Genomic DNA, 17,154 nt, shown 5'->3' on the forward strand with positions numbered 1-17,154 from the left:
CCCCCGGCGGCTTAACAAGGCGTCCTGCCTGATACCAGGCCCTCCGCAATGCGGAGGGCAAATGGCAACCTTACTCGCCTTGCTGTTCAGCAGCCGGAGTTTCCGGCGCCGCAGCAGGCTGAGACTGCTCGGTTGCTTCTTTAATGCTCAGACGGATACGGCCCTGGCGGTCAACTTCCAGAACTTTAACCGGTACTTCCTGACCCATCTGCAGGTAATCGGTCACTTTCTCAACGCGCTTGTCAGCGATCTGAGAGATGTGAACCAGACCTTCTTTACCGCCACCGATGGAAACGAACGCGCCAAAGTCAACGATACGGGTCACTTTACCGTTGTAGATACGGCCCACTTCGATTTCAGCGGTGATCTCTTCGATACGACGGATAGCGAATTTCGCTTTCTCGCCGTCGGTTGCTGCGATCTTCACAGTACCGTCATCTTCGATTTCGATGGTGGTGCCCGTCTCTTCGGTCAGCGCACGGATTACGGAACCGCCCTTACCGATAACATCTTTGATCTTGTCTGGATTGATCTTGATGGTGTGGATACGTGGAGCGAACTGAGAAATGTCGCCACGCGGCGCGTTAATCGCCTGTTCCATCACGCCCAGGATGTGCAGACGCGCACCTTTAGCCTGGTTCAGAGCAACCTGCATGATCTCTTTGGTGATACCTTCAATTTTGATATCCATCTGCAGTGCAGAGATACCGTCGCGGGAACCCGCCACTTTGAAGTCCATATCGCCGAGGTGATCTTCGTCACCCAGAATGTCAGACAGAACTACGAAGTTGTCGCCTTCTTTCACCAGGCCCATTGCGATACCCGCAACAGCGGCTTTGATCGGCACGCCTGCATCCATCAGTGCCAGAGAAGCACCACATACGGAAGCCATGGAAGAAGAACCGTTAGATTCGGTGATTTCAGACACCACACGTACGGTGTACGGGAATTTGTCAGCTTCTGGCATCACGGCCAGCACGCCGCGCTTCGCCAGACGACCGTGACCAATTTCACGACGCTTCGGCGAGCCAACCATGCCGGTTTCCCCTACGGAGTACGGAGGGAAGTTGTAGTGGAACAGGAAGTTGTCAGTGCGCTCGCCCATCAGTTCGTCGATGATCTGTGCGTCACGAGCGGTACCCAGGGTCGCGGTGACCAGGGCCTGCGTTTCACCACGGGTAAACAGTGCGGAACCGTGAGTACGTGGCAGTACGCCAGTACGCACATCCAGACCACGGATCATGTCTTTTTCACGGCCATCAATACGCGGCTCGCCGGCCAGTACGCGGCTACGAACAACGTTTTTCTCGATAGCGTGCAGGATTTCGCCAATTTCGTTAGCGTCCAGCGTTTCGTCTTCAGCAACCAGGGTCGCGGTCACTTCAGATTTGATCACATCAACCTGAGCATAGCGCTCCTGTTTGTCGGTGATGCGGTACGCGTCGCTCAGACGAGACTCTGCCAGTGCCGCAACACGTGCGTTCAGCGCGTCGTTTGCTGCTTCTGGCTGCCAGTCCCAACGTGGCTTACCGGCTTCTTTCACCAGGTCGTTGATGTTCTGGATAACAATCTGCTGCTGATCGTGGCCGAAGACCACTGCGCCCAGCATCTGGTCTTCGCTCAGCAGTTCTGCTTCGGATTCAACCATCAGAACCGCCGCTTCAGTACCGGCAACAACCAGGTCCAGCTTACTTTCTTTCAGCTCTTCCTGAGTTGGGTTCAGCACGTACTGGTCATTGATGTAACCCACGCGCGCGGCACCGATTGGGCCATTGAATGGAATACCAGACAGTGACAGGGCAGCAGATGCACCGATCATCGCAACGATGTCCGGGTTAACCTGTGGGTTAACGGAAACTACGGTTGCGATAACCTGTACTTCGTTAACGAAGCCTTCCGGGAACAGCGGACGAACCGGGCGGTCAATCAGACGCGCGATCAGGGTTTCGCCTTCGCTTGGACGGCCTTCACGACGGAAGAAACCACCAGGGATTTTACCGGCAGCGTAGGTACGCTCCTGGTAGTTAACGGTCAGCGGGAAGAAGTCCTGACCTGGTTTAGCTTTTTTCTGGCCAACAACGGTGACGAACACCGCGGTGTCATCCATGCTTACCATAACGGCAGCAGTAGCCTGACGTGCCATCATGCCGGTTTCCAGCGTGACGGTATGTTGACCATACTGGAATTTACGAACGATCGGATTCAGCAAAATTCTGTCCTTTCTTAAATGTATGACAGCACACCACCGGCGTGCTGTCGATTTAACCCGACCTTCTTCGCATCCTCGCGACTAATGACAACCGACACCCCCATGGGTGAAGCCTCTCATTAGCCGCGCGAACCTCTGCAATGAAGATCATTTATAGCAACAATACAATAGTTTCCAGTGAATTGCTGCCGTCTGGTTGAAAAAAGGGGCCATCAGGCCCCCTTTTCTGAAACTCGCAAGACTTAGCGACGCAGACCCAGACGCTCGATCAGCGCGGTGTAACGTGCAACATCTTTACGTTTCAGGTAGTCGAGCAGTTTACGACGCTGAGAAACCATACGCAGCAGACCACGACGGCTGTGGTGATCTTTTTTGTGCTCTGCAAAGTGACCCTGCAGGTGGTTAATCTGTGCAGTCAGCAGAGCAACCTGAACTTCGGTAGAACCGCTGTCGTTAGTACCACGACCAAACTCAGAAACGATTTTAGCTTTAGCTTCAACGCTTAGAGACATTTTAAAACTCCAAAGTATAAAGAATGTAAGGGTGCCGATCTCTAATTCAGCGACCCCATGTACGCCTCGCAGATTGTTAAACAATTTACCAGGCGTTAAGCGGCAATATTCTACTCGTCTCCCCTGCTTATCGCAAGATGAGGCGTTATCACCGTCACGCGTCGACCGGATATTCGACGACCAGACGACGCGGCGCAACGCGCCCTTCACCATCCATTTCGCCCATTCCGATAAACTTACCGTCGTCACCTTCGGTCACGCGCACCAGCCCTTCCAGCGGAGCTTCCGCCGTGCGAACCGGGTTGCCGTTCTTAAAGTAAACGGACGATGTTAAAGGAAGATTAACCACCGGGAAGTCCGCTGCCGGACTGTCCATTGGCATCAGCAAGGGATCCAGCAACGATGCTGGCGCGATCCCCTGTACTTCCGCCTGTTCAACCAGCTCGCGCAGGTGCTCAAGCGTCACCATCCGCTCAACCGGGTACTTACTCACCGCCAGACGGCGCAGGTAGATAACATGCGCACCGCAGCCCAGTTTTTCACCGAGGTCGTCGATGATGGTGCGAATGTACGTCCCTTTGGAACAGTGCACTTCCAGCTCCAGCTCATCACCTTCGTGGCGAATAAAGAGCAGCTCATACACGGTTATCGGACGGGCTTCGCGCGGAACGTCAATGCCCTGACGCGCATATTCGTAGAGTTTCTTGCCCTGGTATTTCAGGGCGGAATACATCGACGGCACCTGCATCGTGTCCCCGCGGAAGCTCTCCAGCGCAGCGTCAAGCTGTTCAGCACTGAAGGTCACCGGACGTTCTTCCACGACCTGGCCATCCGCGTCGGAGGTATCCGTGCGCTGGCCGAGCTTCGCGATAACGCGGTAACGCTTATCGGAGTCGAGCAGATACTGGGAAAACTTTGTCGCCTCTCCCAGGCAGATCGGCAGCATACCGGTCGCCAGCGGATCGAGCGCGCCGGTGTGGCCCGCCCGGTTGGCGTTATAAAGACGCTTCACTTTTTGCAGCACGTCGTTGCTGGATGCCCCCTGCGGTTTGTCCAGCAGCAGCACGCCATGCACGTCGCGACCACGACGACGAGGACGACTCATTAGTCCTCCTTGCTGTCGTCCGTCGGGTTAACACGACGTTCGTCGTCATGTTTCACCACGCTGGTCACCAGATTGGACATGCGCATACCTTCTACCAGCGAGTTGTCGTAGAAGAAGGTCAGCTCAGGCACGATACGCAGACGCATCGCTTTGCCGAGCAGAGAGCGGATAAACCCGGAGGCTTCCTGCAGCGCTTTAATGCCGTTCTTCACGGCCGCTTCGTCCTGATCGTTCAGGAAAGTGACGAACACTTTGGCGTAGGCCAGGTCACGGGACATTTCCACGCCGGACACGGTGGTCATCACGCCGATGCGAGGGTCTTTAATTTCGCGTTGCAGGATAAGCGCGATCTCTTTTTGCATTTCCTGCGCCACGCGCTGTGGGCGACCAAATTCTTTCGCCATAATAAATTCTCCAGACAAAAAAGGGGCTTAAGCCCCTTTTGAAATAATTGCCGGATGGCGCTTCGCTAACCCGGCCTACGATCTCAATTAATCGATGCTGCGTTGGATCTCGATGATTTCGAACACTTCGATCATATCGCCAACGCGTACGTCGTTGTAGTTCTTCACACCGATACCACATTCCATGCCGTTACGGACTTCGTTAACGTCATCTTTGAAGCGGCGCAGAGATTCCAGCTCACCTTCGTAGATAACCACGTTGTCACGCAGTACGCGGATTGGGTTGTGACGCTTGATGGTACCTTCGGTAACCATACAGCCCGCGATCGCACCGAATTTCGGTGATTTGAACACGTCACGCACTTCAGCCAGACCGATGATCTGCTGTTTCAGCTCAGGAGACAGCATGCCGCTCATCGCCGCTTTCACTTCGTCGATCAGGTTATAGATGACGGAGTAGTAGCGCAGATCCAGGCTTTCCGCTTCGATCACGCGGCGAGCAGAAGCATCAGCACGCACGTTGAAGCCTACCAGGATGGCGTTGGACGCAGCAGCCAGGGTCGCGTCGGTTTCGGTGATACCACCTACGCCAGAACCGATGATCTTCACTTTCACTTCGTCGGTAGACAGTTTCAGCAAGGAGTCGGAGATCGCTTCCACAGAACCCTGAACGTCAGCTTTCAGCACAACGTTCACTTCGTGAACTTCACCCTCGGTCATGTTGGCAAACATGTTCTCGAGTTTAGATTTCTGCTGACGAGCCAGTTTAACTTCACGGAATTTGCCCTGACGATACAGTGCCACTTCACGCGCTTTCTTCTCGTCACGCACGACGGTCACTTCGTCACCGGCAGCCGGCACACCGGACAGGCCGAGGATTTCAACTGGAATGGACGGACCCGCTTCCAGCACTTCCTGACCCAGTTCGTTACGCATCGCACGAACACGACCGTATTCGAAGCCACACAGAACGATATCGCCCTTAAGCAGGGTACCTTCACGAACCAGAACGGTTGCAACCGGGCCACGACCTTTATCCAGGAAGGATTCGATCACCGCACCGCTCGCCATACCTTTACGCACGGCTTTCAGCTCCAGAACTTCAGCCTGCAGCAGGATAGCGTTCAGAAGGTCGTCAATACCGGTACCCGCTTTAGCAGATACTGGAATGAACTGTGCTTCACCGCCCCACTCTTCCGGCATAACGCCATACTGAGACAGTTCGTTTTTAACACGGTCCAGATCGGCTTCTGGCTTATCGATTTTGTTGACTGCAACAACCAGAGGCACCTGCGCCGCTTTCGCGTGCTGGATAGCTTCGATGGTTTGCGGCATTACGCCGTCGTCTGCAGCAACAACCAGCACAACGATATCCGTTGCCTGAGCACCACGAGCACGCATAGACGTAAACGCTGCGTGGCCTGGGGTATCCAGGAAGGTAATCATACCGTTGTCGGTTTCTACGTGGTAAGCACCGATGTGCTGGGTAATACCACCCGCTTCGCCAGAGGCAACTTTCGTAGAACGAATGTAGTCAAGCAGAGAGGTTTTACCGTGGTCAACGTGACCCATAATGGTCACAACCGGTGCACGCGGTTCAGCCGCAGCGCCAGTATCACGGTCGCTCATTACGGCTTCTTCCAGCTCGTTTTCACGACGCAGGATAACTTTGTGGCCCATCTCTTCGGCAACCAGCTGTGCGGTTTCCTGGTCGATAACCTGGTTGATGGTCGCCATTGCGCCCAGCTTCATCATCGCTTTGATGACCTGAGAGCCTTTAACCGCCATCTTGTTCGCCAGTTCGCCAACGGTGATGGTTTCGCCGATCACGACGTCACGGTTAACAGCCTGAGCGGGCTTCTGGAAGCTCTGCTGCAGAGCGGAACCTTTACGCTTGCCGCCTTTACCACCGCGAACAGCAGCGCGTGCTTCTTCACGATCGGCTTTGGATTCAGCGTGCTTGTTACCTTTCTTCGCAGGACGCGCAGCTTTTGCATTACGACCACGGCCACGGCCACCTTCTACTTCACGGTCGTTGTCATCTTCAGCCTGACGTGCGTGCTGAGAAGTGGTGACGTGATAGTCGCTGGTGTCTTCAGTCGGTTCAACGGTATTCACACCGTTCTTCTCGTTTTCTTCTGCCATACGGCGTGCTTCTTCAGCGACGCGGCGAGCTTCTTCTTCGAGCTTGCGGCGTGCTTCTTCTTCGGCTTTACGCTTCAGTTCGGCAGCTTCATTTTCACGACGGGCTTTTTCAGCCTGGGCAGTTTTGGTCATTTCGTCTGTCTGTTGATTGCTCACTTTGTCTTTTTCCGCAGCGTCACGCTTCACTTTATCACTGGCGTCGCGTTTCGCTTTTTCTGCGGCCTCACGTTCAGCTTTTAATTCTGCCTCGCGTTTGGCGGCAGCTTCCGCCTCACGTTGAGCTTGTTCTTCCGCTTCACGCTGTGCCTGCTCTTCCGCGGCAAGGCGTTCTGCCTCTTGCGGATCACGTTTTACAAAGGTGCGCGTCTTGCGGACTTCAATTTGTACCGATTTACTTTTGCCACCGGTACCAGGAATATTCAACGTGCTGCGCGTTTTGCGCTGCAGCGTTAACTTGTCAGGCGTAGAACCGTGCTCACGGTTCAGGTGCGTTAACAAGGTTTGTTTTTCTTGCGCGGTCACCGAGTCATCAGCGGACTTCGGGATCCCTGCATCAGCAAATTGCTGTACCAGGCGGTCCACGGAGGTCTGAATCTCAGCAGCCAGCGATTTTACAGTTACATCAGTCATGCTGTTCCTTCCTGCTACAGTTTATTACGCTTCGTCGCCGAACCAGCAAATATTACGTGCGGCCATGATGAGTTCGCCGGCTTTCTCGTCGGTTAAACCTTCGATATCAGCCAGGTCATCAACGCCTTGCTCAGCGAGATCTTCCAGCGTACAAACACCACGGGCAGCCAGCTTGAACGCAATCGCACGATCAAGACCTTCCAGATTCAGCAGGTCATCAGCCGGCTTCTTATCGCCAAGGCTTTCTTCCTGAGCCAGTGCCAGGGTGGTCAGTGCGTTTTTAGCGCGTTCACGCAGTGCTTCAACGGTTGGCTCATCCAGACCGTCAATTTCCAGCAGCTCTTTCATTGGCACATAGGCCAGTTCTTCCAGCGTAGAGAAACCTTCCTCAACCAGAACAGTGGCGAAATCTTCGTCAATGTCGAGGTATTTGGTGAAGGTGTCGATCGCCGCATGGGCTTCAGCCTGATGCTTGGCCTGCAGGTCGTCAACGGTCATTACGTTGAGTTCCCAGCCGCTCAGCTGTGACGCCAGACGTACGTTCTGACCGTTACGGCCAATCGCCTGCGCCAGGTTGCCCGCTTCAACAGCGATATCCATGGTGTGTTTGTCTTCGTCAACAACGATAGACGCCACATCTGCCGGAGCCATTGCGTTGATCACGAATTGCGCCGGGTTGTCATCCCACAGAACGATATCAATACGTTCGCCACCCAGCTCGGTAGACACCGCCTGAACACGCGCACCACGCATACCAACGCAAGCACCGACCGGGTCGATACGCTTGTCGTTCGTTTTCACCGCAATTTTCGCACGGGAGCCCGGATCGCGAGCCGCCGCTTTGATTTCGATGACTTCTTCACCGATTTCCGGTACTTCGATACGGAACAGTTCAACCAGCATTTCCGGTTTAGAACGGGTCACGAACAGTTGAGCACCACGCGCTTCAGGACGCACGGCGTACAGCACACCACGGATACGGTCGCCCGGGCGGAAGTTTTCACGCGGCAGCATGTCTTCACGCAGGATCACCGCTTCAGCGTTACCCGGCATCCCTTCGGATTTGATCTCCAGAGAGATGTTGTCGCGGTTTACTTTCTTCACCACGCCGGTAATGATTTCGCCTTCCTGATCGCGGAACTGGTCAACCACCAGTGCGCGCTCGGCTTCGCGCACTTTCTGCACGATAACCTGTTTCGCGGTCTGGGTAGTGATACGGTCAAAGGTGACAGATTCAATCTGATCTTCAACGTAGTCACCCACGTTCAGACTTTCGTCTTCAAAACGTGCCGCTTCCAGCGTGATCTCTTTGGTCGGCTGGGTCACTTCTTCAACAATTACCCAACGACGGAATGTATCGAAGTCACCGCTTTTACGATCGATTTCTACGCGAACATCGATCTCTTGTTCGTATTTTTTCTTGGTTGCTGTAGCCAGTGCACTTTCCAGCGCTTCGAAAATCTTCTCACGCGGCAGTGATTTCTCGTTGGAGACGGCTTCAACAACAGCCAAAATTTCTTTGTTCATCGCGGGCTTTTCACCTCAATCCAGACTGTTAAAAGTGGGGAACCAGGTTCGCCTTCTGGATATTACTCAGCGCGAACACTTCATCTTTGCCTTCGACTGTCACCGTGATCATTTCACCATCAACGGCTTTGATAATTCCCTGCCATTTACGGCGGTTCTGTACGGCCATACGCAGAACGAGAGCCACTTCTTCACCGGTAAAGCGCACATAGTGCTCGGCCGTGAACATCGGACGATCGAGGCCAGGTGAGGAAACTTCCAGGTTGTACGCAACGGTAATTGGGTCTTCAACATCAAGAACCGCACTCACCTGGTGGCTGACATCAGCACAATCATCAACATTGATGCCATCTTCACTATCAATATAGATGCGCAGCGTCGATGTACGGCCGCGAACGAATTCGATGCCGACCAGTTCGTAGCCCAGTGCTTCGACCGGTGCAGTAATCATCTCTGTTAATTTTTGCTCTAATGTGGACAAGCCCACCCCCAAGACATAAAAAAAGGGCGTAAAGCCCAGTTATTCTGTAGTCAGATAACAAAAAACCCCGATAAATCGGGGCTTTAGATAACTGAACCCTATAGCCACAACTGTGGCCTGGAGCACTCTCCGAAAGAATTTTTTCAAATCCAGCTACGAAGGCTCTGAGTCTTCACAGTATATTTGAAAAAGAACTTTATGGGAAAGTGGTTGCGGGGGCCGGATTTGAACCGACGACCTTCGGGTTATGAGCCCGACGAGCTACCAGGCTGCTCCACCCCGCGCCTGAAACGTGGCAAATTCTACGCGTTTTGGACAGAATTTGCAAATAATGCTGGGATTTGGTACCGAAGACGGGACGTAAAATCGGCGTTTAGTATATTGATAGTTGACCCCACCTGTCAACCCAACTTCCATCAGACGAAACAGACCAAATTTTTTACAAAAAACGCACGAGTCTCTTCCGGTATTCGATAAAAGATGATTAAATGAATACTCACTTATTTTGCATAAAAATGCACAAGAGAGCGAAAGCGGTCTCTAATCAGTCAATCAAGCAGGGTTTTATTCTATGACGACGATTCTCAAGCATCTTCCGGTAGGACAACGTATTGGCATCGCTTTCTCAGGCGGCCTGGATACCAGCGCTGCACTGCTGTGGATGCGCCAGAAGGGAGCGGTTCCGTATGCATATACTGCGAACCTGGGTCAGCCGGATGAGGACGACTACGATGCTATTCCTCGTCGCGCGAAAGAGTATGGCGCAGAAAACGCGCGCCTGATTGACTGCCGTAAGCAACTCGTCGCGGAAGGTATTGCGGCTATTCAGTGTGGTGCGTTCCATAACACCACCGGCGGTCTGACCTATTTCAACACCACTCCACTGGGTCGCGCCGTTACCGGCACGATGCTGGTTGCCGCGATGAAAGAAGATGGCGTGAACATCTGGGGTGACGGCAGCACCTATAAAGGTAACGATATCGAACGTTTCTATCGTTATGGCCTGCTGACCAACGCCGAGCTGCAGATCTACAAACCCTGGCTGGATACCGACTTCATCGACGAGCTGGGTGGCCGTCATGAAATGTCCGAGTTTATGATTGCCTGCGGTTTTGACTACAAGATGTCCGTCGAGAAAGCCTACTCCACCGACTCCAACATGCTGGGTGCAACGCACGAAGCGAAAGACCTGGAATTCCTGAACTCCAGCGTGAAGATCGTTAACCCAATCATGGGCGTGAAGTTCTGGGATGAGAACGTGAAGATCGCGGCAGAAGAGGTGACCGTACGTTTCGAGCGTGGTCATCCGGTTGCCCTGAACGGCAAAACGTTCTCTGATGACGTAGAGCTGATGCTGGAAGCGAACCGCATTGGCGGCCGTCACGGTCTGGGCATGAGCGACCAGATTGAGAACCGTATTATCGAAGCGAAAAGCCGTGGCATTTATGAAGCACCGGGGATGGCGCTGCTGCATATCGCTTATGAGCGTCTGCTGACCGGGATCCACAACGAAGACACCATTGAGCAGTATCACTCTCATGGTCGTCAGCTGGGTAAACTGCTGTATCAGGGTCGCTGGTTCGATCCACAGGCGCTGATGCTGCGTGATGCGCTGCAGCGTTGGGTGGCGAGTGCCATTACCGGTGAGGTCACTCTGGAACTGCGTCGCGGTAACGACTACTCCATCCTGAACACCGTGTCTGACAACCTGACCTATAAAGCAGAGCGTCTGACCATGGAGAAAGGTGAGTCGGTGTTCTCGCCAGATGACCGTATTGGTCAGCTGACCATGCGTAACCTGGACATCACCGATACCCGTGAAAAGCTGTTCAACTATGTTGAGAATGGTCTGCTCTCCGCAAGCTCCGGTAACGGCCTGCCGCAGGTGGAAAACCTGGAGCACAGCGATAAGAAGTAATCGCTATTCAGAAATGCAGAAGGCACTCTTAGGGTGCCTTTTTTTATGCCCTTTTGTAGGGCGGGTAAGCGTAGCACCACGCGCCATTTTGCCCGGTGGCGCTACGCTTACCGGGCCTACGAAAACACAAAGTACAGACGAAAAAAAAGACGTCTTTCGACGTCTTTCTTCTGGAATATTGGTACCGAGGATGGGACTCGAACCCACAAGCCCGTTAGGGCACTACCACCTCAAGGTAGCGTGTCTACCAATTCCACCACCTCGGTACGGAATACTTACTGCGGGATATCGCTGGTTGGCTTCGCCGGTGCAGCTGGCTGAGTCTGCTCAGTTTTCGCTGGCGCGCTCAGATTTTCCCACTCGCTTCCTTTACTGGTCTTGTTGCTGTTGATATTGCCCAGCACCAGACTGATGATGAAGAACAGCGTAGCCAGAATCGCTGTCGTACGGGTCATGAAGTTCGCAGAACCACTTGAACCGAACAGCGTACCGGAAGCGCCTGCTCCGAAGGAGGCTCCCATATCAGCGCCTTTACCTTGCTGCAGCATAATCAGCGCTACGAGAGCGATGGCTACAATAAGGAAAATAACTAAAAGAGCTTCGTACATAATCAACCTGTTCCTTGCGGATTTGCCGCATACCAATGCTTCGACCAATTAGCAGGATTTTGTTTCCCACTGAAGCGGGTGTGAATACTAACCAAAGCGAATGGCCTTCGCAAGGGCATTTTTGAGCCATTGTATCAACTGCGGAAAAAAACAGCAAAAAGCCATTAATTGCTTAAAACAAAGGCGACAAAAGTCGCCTTTTTAAACAGTTAGCGTGCAAGTTTATGCAACTTTAACGGCATCAGCAATACGGTGGGCAAATTCAGTCACCTGCGCTTCATCCTCACCTTCCACCATAACGCGAATCAGTGGTTCAGTTCCGGACTTACGCAGCAGCACGCGGCCACGGCTTCCCAGCGCCGCTTCAACGTCAGCCATTACCGCTTTCACATTGTCATTTTCCAGCGGATCGCCTTTACCTGCCGTGAAACGCACGTTCACCAGGATCTGCGGGAACATTTTCATGCCGCTGCAGAGATCGTGCAGGCTCATATGGTTACGGGCCATCGCTGCGACGACCTGAAGCGCAGCCACGATGCCGTCACCGGTGGTGGTTTTGTCGAGCAGGATCACGTGGCCTGAGTTTTCTGCGCCAATGCGCCAGCCTTTCTCCTGAAGCTTCTCCAGCACGTAACGGTCACCCACTTTCGCGCGAACAAACGGGATACCCAGCTGTTTCAGCGCCAGCTCCAGGCCCATGTTACTCATCAGCGTGCCGACGGCACCACCGCGCAGTTGACCCTGACGTAGCCCTTCGCGGGCGATGATGTAGAGGATCTGATCGCCATCAACCTTGTTGCCTTCGTGGTCGACCATGATCACGCGATCGCCGTCGCCATCCAGCGCAATACCCAGGTCGGCCTTCTCTGCCAGCACGCGCGCCTGCAGGGCACGCACGTCCGTCGCACCAACCTGCTCGTTAATGTTCAGACCATCCGGCTCGCAGCCAATGGTGATCACTTTGGCGCCCAGCTCGCGGAATACGTTTGGCGCAATGTGGTAGGTTGCACCGTTGGCGCAGTCCACCACAATTTTAAGGTGGGCAAGGCTCAGTTCGTTCGGGAAGGTGCCTTTGCAAAACTCAATATAGCGACCCGCGGCATCGACGATACGGTTTGCTTTACCCAGCTCTGCGGAGTCCACGCAGGTGATCTCTTTTTCCATTTCGGCTTCAATGGCTTCTTCCACTTCATCCGGCAGCTTGGTGCCATCAATGGAGAAGAACTTGATGCCGTTGTCATAGAACGGGTTATGGGAGGCCGAAATCACAATTCCCGCTTCCGCGCGGAAGGTACGGGTCAGATACGCAACAGCCGGCGTTGGCATTGGGCCAGTAAAGGAAGCTGACAGCCCCGCGGCTGCCAGTCCGGCTTCCAGCGCCGATTCCAGCATATAACCTGAAATACGGGTATCTTTACCAATAATGATCTTACGGGAGCCATGACGTGCGAGTACCTTGCCAGCAGCCCAGCCAAGCTTAAGGACAAAATCAGGCGTGATAGGCGCATCGCCGACACGCCCACGGATACCATCGGTCCCAAAATATTTACGATTACTCATAGCGTTTGTTTTCCTTCGCTGCCAGTGTGGCTTCCACCACGCGCATGGCTTCTACTGTTTCTTTGACGTCATGGACACGAATAATATGCGCGCCTTGCATCGCCGCAATGACCGCGCAGGCCAGACTACCACTCAGGCGCTCGCTCGGCCCTACGTTAAGCAATTGGCCAATCATCGATTTTCTCGACATCCCCACCAGCAGCGGCAGGCCGAAGTGATGGAATTCCGATAAGCGCGCAAGCAGTGCATAGTTGTGGGAGAGATTTTTACCGAAACCGAACCCCGGGTCGAGCAGCAATTTCTCTTTTGGGATGCCTGCACGCTCACAGCGTTCAATATGCTCAATAAAGAAGCGATTCACATCAGCAAAGACATCGTCATACTTCGGCGCCTCCTGCATGGTTTTCGGCTGCCCCTGCATGTGCATCAGGCACACAGGCAACCCTGTCTCAGCAGCGGCTTCGATTGCACCGGGTTCAGTCAGCGAGCGGATATCATTAATAATGTGAGCACCCACTCTCGCCACTTCACGAATCACTTCTGGTTTGGAAGTATCGACGGAGATCCATACCTCAAAACGTTGTGCGATTGCCTCAACGACCGGCACCACGCGCGCCAGCTCTTCTTCCACCGACACATCCGCTGCCCCTGGGCGCGTCGATTCACCGCCGACATCAATGATGGTAGCACCCGCGTTGATCATTAAATTCGCGTGCTTAACCGCGTCGATAAGCGTGTTGTGCGTGCCGCCGTCAGAGAAGGAGTCAGGGGTAACATTCAGGATACCCATCACATGAGGATGTGAGAGATCGAGATGCGAGTCCTGGGCGAAGAGTTTCATGGCTAAATCCCTGGTATCAATATGGTTAAATGAAAAAGAAAAACCCCGGAGCAAGCTCCAGGGTTTGAGGTACAGACAAACGCTTCAACAGCAGTGACTTACTTGTCGCCCAACTGTTCTGACATGGTGTTGCCCGGGTTCGGCGTACGCGGTTCATCGACCGGACGCGGCGCACGCGGGGTGCCATTGTTGTCAGAATTGTTGGAAGCACCTGGGTCTTCCCAGCCTGCTGGCGGACGCACTTCGCGGCGAGCCATCAGGTCGTCAATCTGCGGTGCATCGATGGTCTCATATTTCATGAGCGCATCTTTCATCGAATGCAGGATGTCCATATTGTCGTTCAGGATCTGACGCGCGCGACCGTAGTTACGTTCAATCAGCGCTTTCACTTCCTGGTCGATGATACGAGCCGTCTCATCGGACATATGTTTCGCTTTTGCCACGGAGCGGCCCAGGAATACTTCACCCTCTTCCTCTGCATAAAGCAGCGGACCGAGTTTGTCGGAGAAGCCCCATTGAGTGACCATGTTACGTGCCAGGTTTGTCGCCACTTTAATGTCGTTCGACGCACCGGTAGAAACATGTTCCGGCCCGTAGATGATCTCTTCCGCCAGACGACCACCGTACAGGGTTGAAATCTGGCTTTCCAGTTTCTGACGGCTGGCGCTGATCGCGTCGCCTTCAGGCAGGAAGAAGGTCACACCCAGCGCACGACCGCGCGGAATAATCGTCACTTTGTGTACCGGATCGTGCTCCGGTACCAGGCGGCCGATAATCGCGTGACCGGCTTCGTGATATGCCGTGGACTCTTTCTGCGCTTCCGTCATCACCATGGAGCGACGTTCCGCACCCATCATGATTTTGTCTTTCGCTTTCTCGAACTCCACCATGGACACCACGCGCTTGTTACCGCGAGCGGCGAACAGAGCAGCTTCGTTGACCAGGTTAGCCAGATCCGCACCGGAGAAGCCCGGGGTACCACGCGCAATAATTGCCGCGTCGATATCTGGCGCCAGCGGTACGCGACGCATGTGCACTTTCAGAATCTGTTCACGACCACGAACATCTGGCAGACCGACCACAACCTGACGGTCGAAACGGCCTGGACGCAGCAGCGCCGGGTCAAGTACGTCCGGACGGTTAGTTGCGGCGATAACGATAATACCTTCGTTACCTTCGAAGCCGTCCATCTCAACCAGCATCTGGTTCAGGGTCTGTTCACGTTCATCGTGACCACCGCCCAGGCCCGCGCCACGCTGGCGGCCTACGGCGTCGATTTCATCGATGAAGATAATGCATGGTGCTGCCTTCTTAGCCTGCTCGAACATGTCACGCACACGAGATGCACCGACACCCACGAACATTTCGACGAAGTCAGAACCTGAAATAGTAAAGAAAGGTACCTTCGCTTCACCTGCGATAGCTTTCGCCAGCAGGGTTTTACCGGTACCCGGAGGGCCGACCATCAGCACGCCTTTCGGGATCTTACCGCCCAGTTTCTGGAAACGGCTCGGCTCACGCAGGTATTCAACCAGTTCACCGACTTCTTCTTTCGCTTCGTCACAACCGGCAACGTCAGCGAACGTAGTCTTGATCTGGTCTTCCGTCAGCATACGCGCCTTGCTCTTACCGAACGACATGGCACCTTTGCCACCGCCGCCCTGCATCTGGCGCATAAAGAAGATCCAGACGCCGATAAGAAGCAGCATCGGGAACCAGGAAATGAAGATTGAAGCCAACAGGCTTGGTTCTTCTGGCGGCTCGCCTACCACTTTGACGTTTTTGGTCAGAAGGTTATCAAGCAGCTTAGGATCGTTCACCGGGATGTAAGTCGTGTAACGGTTACTATCTTTCTTGGTAACGTTGATCTCACGTCCGTTGATACGCGCTTCGCGAACCTGGTCCTGATTGACCTCCTGCAGGAAGGTAGAATAATCCACCTTGCGGCCATTCGACTCGCTGGGCCCAAAGCTCTGGAATACTGACATCAGCACAACGGCAATGACCAGCCAGAGTATTAGGTTTTTCGCCATGTCACTCAAGGGATTAACCTCATATTACAACTGTGTTAAAAACAGCGTCAGGATACTCTATATCCAGTTTCATTCAAACTTTCGCCTGAAATCTACCGGTTATCATTTTCGCCCGGTCGCTACAATATACACTTCGCGGGAACGGGCCCGGGAAGAGTCCGGCTTACGAACTTTGACCTTCGCAAACAGGGAGCGAATTTCCTTAAGATACTCCTCGAAACCTTCGCCCTGAAACACCTTCACAACAAAACTACCACCAGGCGCTAGTACATCACGACACATTTCTAACGCTAGCTCCACCAGATACATGGCGCGGGGGATATCCACCGCCGGTGTTCCACACATATTTGGTGCCATATCTGACATGACAACCTGGACCTTACTGTCACCTACACGATCAAGTAACGCTTTAAGCACTAATTCATCACGAAAGTCGCCCTGAAGGAAGTCGACACCGACGATAGGATCCATTGGTAAAAGATCGCACGCGATGATTCGGCCCGTTCCGCCGATCTGCGTTACCGCATACTGGGACCATCCGCCAGGTGCCGCACCGAGGTCAACAACCGTCATCCCCGGCTTAAAAAGTTTGTCACTTTGCTGTATTTCATCAAGTTTAAACCAGGCACGGGAACGCAACCCCTTTTTCTGCGCCTGTTGAACATATTTATCGCTAAAGTGTTCCTGAAGCCAGCGGCTGGAGCTGGCAGAACGCTTTTTACCTGTCATTTAACATTTCCGTCCTGGTTCATCGTTACTTGCCTGTGACGTAAATTTCTACGCAGCTATTTGGCGATATAAGGGAGATGGCGGTAGAATGAACCGTTTTCAATCCCAACGTAAGCAAAAATATACGATGAATCTGAGTACTAAACAAAAACAGCACCTTAAAGGTCTGGCACATCCGCTCAAGCCTGTAGTGATGCTTGGCAACAATGGTTTGACCGAAGGGGTGCTTGCCGAGATTGAACAAGCGCTGGAACACCACGAGCTGATCAAGGTGAAAATCGCCTCTGAAGACAGAGACACTAAAAACCTGATCGTGGAAGCCATCGTGCGCGAAACCGGCGCCTGTAATGTACAGGTCATCGGTAAAACGCTGGTGCTCTACCGCCCATCTAAAGAGCGTAAAATCTCGCTGCCACGCTAAGGATATCCTGAATCGAACACATTTTCTGTGT

14 protein-coding genes and 2 tRNA genes are annotated in these 17,154 nt (G+C 53.5%); 2 read left to right on the forward strand and 14 right to left on the reverse strand.

Features of this window, described 5'->3' with window-relative positions:
* Nucleotides 1–70: 70 nt before the first annotated feature.
* The 8 genes from pnp to ACOTXR_RS06115 all read right to left on the reverse strand — a co-directional run bounded on the left by pnp (nt 71) and on the right by ACOTXR_RS06115 (nt 9,297).
* Complete coding sequence (gene pnp, locus ACOTXR_RS06080) at nt 71–2,209, reverse strand: polyribonucleotide nucleotidyltransferase (RefSeq protein ID WP_200923718.1); 2,139 nt, start codon at nt 2,207–2,209, stop codon at nt 71–73.
* A 242-nt stretch (nt 2,210–2,451) separates the two neighbouring features.
* Complete coding sequence (gene rpsO, locus ACOTXR_RS06085) at nt 2,452–2,721, reverse strand: 30S ribosomal protein S15 (RefSeq protein WP_003861789.1); 270 nt, start codon at nt 2,719–2,721, stop codon at nt 2,452–2,454.
* A gap of 154 nt (nt 2,722–2,875) precedes the next feature.
* Nucleotides 2,876–3,826, reverse strand: coding sequence for a tRNA pseudouridine(55) synthase TruB (gene truB / locus ACOTXR_RS06090; protein ID WP_023331393.1), 951 nt, complete (start codon nt 3,824–3,826; stop codon nt 2,876–2,878).
* The gene (gene rbfA / locus ACOTXR_RS06095; RefSeq protein ID WP_014885372.1) at nt 3,826–4,230 is read right to left on the reverse strand and encodes a 30S ribosome-binding factor RbfA; all 405 of its coding nucleotides are present in this window, start codon (nt 4,228–4,230) and stop codon (nt 3,826–3,828) included. The genes truB and rbfA overlap by 1 nt, the downstream gene beginning before the upstream one ends.
* An 87-nt stretch (nt 4,231–4,317) precedes the next feature.
* The gene (gene infB, locus ACOTXR_RS06100) at nt 4,318–7,005 is read right to left on the reverse strand and encodes a translation initiation factor IF-2 (protein WP_014885373.1); all 2,688 of its coding nucleotides are present in this window, start codon (nt 7,003–7,005) and stop codon (nt 4,318–4,320) included.
* Between the two features lie 24 nt (nt 7,006–7,029).
* Nucleotides 7,030–8,532, reverse strand: a complete 1,503-nt coding sequence (gene nusA / locus ACOTXR_RS06105; protein WP_014885374.1) for a transcription termination factor NusA — start codon at nt 8,530–8,532, stop codon at nt 7,030–7,032.
* 28 nt (nt 8,533–8,560) lie between these two features.
* On the reverse strand, nt 8,561–9,013 hold the full coding sequence (gene rimP / locus ACOTXR_RS06110) for a ribosome maturation factor RimP (protein ID WP_014833432.1): 453 nt from the start codon (nt 9,011–9,013) through the stop codon (nt 8,561–8,563).
* Between the two features lie 207 nt (nt 9,014–9,220).
* A tRNA-Met gene (locus ACOTXR_RS06115) sits at nt 9,221–9,297 on the reverse strand.
* Between the two features lie 287 nt (nt 9,298–9,584).
* Between ACOTXR_RS06115 and argG the strand changes: the two genes are divergently transcribed.
* Nucleotides 9,585–10,931 (forward strand): argininosuccinate synthase, encoded by a 1,347-nt coding sequence (gene argG, locus ACOTXR_RS06120; RefSeq protein ID WP_014885375.1) that lies wholly within the window; start codon nt 9,585–9,587, stop codon nt 10,929–10,931.
* A gap of 179 nt (nt 10,932–11,110) precedes the next feature.
* Here the strand turns inward: argG and ACOTXR_RS06125 are convergent.
* The 6 genes from ACOTXR_RS06125 to rlmE all read right to left on the reverse strand — a co-directional run bounded on the left by ACOTXR_RS06125 (nt 11,111) and on the right by rlmE (nt 16,702).
* Nucleotides 11,111–11,197, reverse strand: a tRNA-Leu gene (locus ACOTXR_RS06125).
* 9 nt (nt 11,198–11,206) lie between these two features.
* Complete coding sequence (secG, locus tag ACOTXR_RS06130) at nt 11,207–11,539, reverse strand: preprotein translocase subunit SecG (RefSeq protein WP_003861803.1); 333 nt, start codon at nt 11,537–11,539, stop codon at nt 11,207–11,209.
* A gap of 222 nt (nt 11,540–11,761) precedes the next feature.
* A complete protein-coding gene (gene glmM, locus ACOTXR_RS06135; RefSeq protein ID WP_058690891.1) occupies nt 11,762–13,099 on the reverse strand; it encodes a phosphoglucosamine mutase in 1,338 nt (445 codons plus the stop codon).
* Nucleotides 13,092–13,940 carry a dihydropteroate synthase gene (gene folP / locus ACOTXR_RS06140; protein WP_014885377.1) on the reverse strand — a complete coding sequence of 283 codons (849 nt, stop codon included), beginning with the start codon at nt 13,938–13,940 and terminating at the stop codon, nt 13,092–13,094. Before folP ends, glmM begins: the two co-directional genes overlap by 8 nt.
* Before the next feature lie 98 nt (nt 13,941–14,038).
* Nucleotides 14,039–15,973 carry an ATP-dependent zinc metalloprotease FtsH gene (gene ftsH, locus ACOTXR_RS06145; protein WP_013098921.1) on the reverse strand — a complete coding sequence of 645 codons (1,935 nt, stop codon included), beginning with the start codon at nt 15,971–15,973 and terminating at the stop codon, nt 14,039–14,041.
* Nucleotides 15,974–16,075: 102 nt separating this feature from the next.
* A complete protein-coding gene (gene rlmE / locus ACOTXR_RS06150; RefSeq protein ID WP_003861812.1) occupies nt 16,076–16,702 on the reverse strand; it encodes a 23S rRNA (uridine(2552)-2'-O)-methyltransferase RlmE in 627 nt (208 codons plus the stop codon).
* Between the two features lie 127 nt (nt 16,703–16,829).
* Here rlmE and yhbY point away from each other — a divergent pair, with 127 nt between their 5' ends.
* On the forward strand, nt 16,830–17,123 hold the full coding sequence (gene yhbY, locus ACOTXR_RS06155) for a ribosome assembly RNA-binding protein YhbY (RefSeq protein ID WP_003861814.1): 294 nt from the start codon (nt 16,830–16,832) through the stop codon (nt 17,121–17,123).
* Nucleotides 17,124–17,154 lie beyond the last annotated feature (31 nt).

This window comes from Enterobacter cloacae complex sp. IR53030, from assembly GCF_049238365.1.
GTDB classification, from domain to species: domain Bacteria; phylum Pseudomonadota; class Gammaproteobacteria; order Enterobacterales; family Enterobacteriaceae; genus Enterobacter; species Enterobacter kobei.

Coding starts and splice junctions, on each gene's coding strand:
- rpsO (WP_003861789.1), bottom strand. CDS start 2,721: ATGTCTCTAAGCGTTGAAGCTAAAGCTAAAATCGTTTCTGAGTTTGGT.
- truB (WP_023331393.1), bottom strand. CDS start 3,826: ATGAGTCGTCCTCGTCGTCGTGGTCGCGACGTGCATGGCGTGCTGCTG.
- rbfA (WP_014885372.1), bottom strand. CDS start 4,230: ATGGCGAAAGAATTTGGTCGCCCACAGCGCGTGGCGCAGGAAATGCAA.
- infB (WP_014885373.1), bottom strand. CDS start 7,005: ATGACTGATGTAACTGTAAAATCGCTGGCTGCTGAGATTCAGACCTCC.
- nusA (WP_014885374.1), bottom strand. CDS start 8,532: ATGAACAAAGAAATTTTGGCTGTTGTTGAAGCCGTCTCCAACGAGAAA.
- argG (WP_014885375.1), top strand. CDS start 9,585: ATGACGACGATTCTCAAGCATCTTCCGGTAGGACAACGTATTGGCATC.
- secG (WP_003861803.1), bottom strand. CDS start 11,539: ATGTACGAAGCTCTTTTAGTTATTTTCCTTATTGTAGCCATCGCTCTC.
- glmM (WP_058690891.1), bottom strand. CDS start 13,099: ATGAGTAATCGTAAATATTTTGGGACCGATGGTATCCGTGGGCGTGTC.
- folP (WP_014885377.1), bottom strand. CDS start 13,940: ATGAAACTCTTCGCCCAGGACTCGCATCTCGATCTCTCACATCCTCAT.
- ftsH (WP_013098921.1), bottom strand. CDS start 15,973: ATGGCGAAAAACCTAATACTCTGGCTGGTCATTGCCGTTGTGCTGATG.
- rlmE (WP_003861812.1), bottom strand. CDS start 16,702: ATGACAGGTAAAAAGCGTTCTGCCAGCTCCAGCCGCTGGCTTCAGGAA.
- yhbY (WP_003861814.1), top strand. CDS start 16,830: ATGAATCTGAGTACTAAACAAAAACAGCACCTTAAAGGTCTGGCACAT.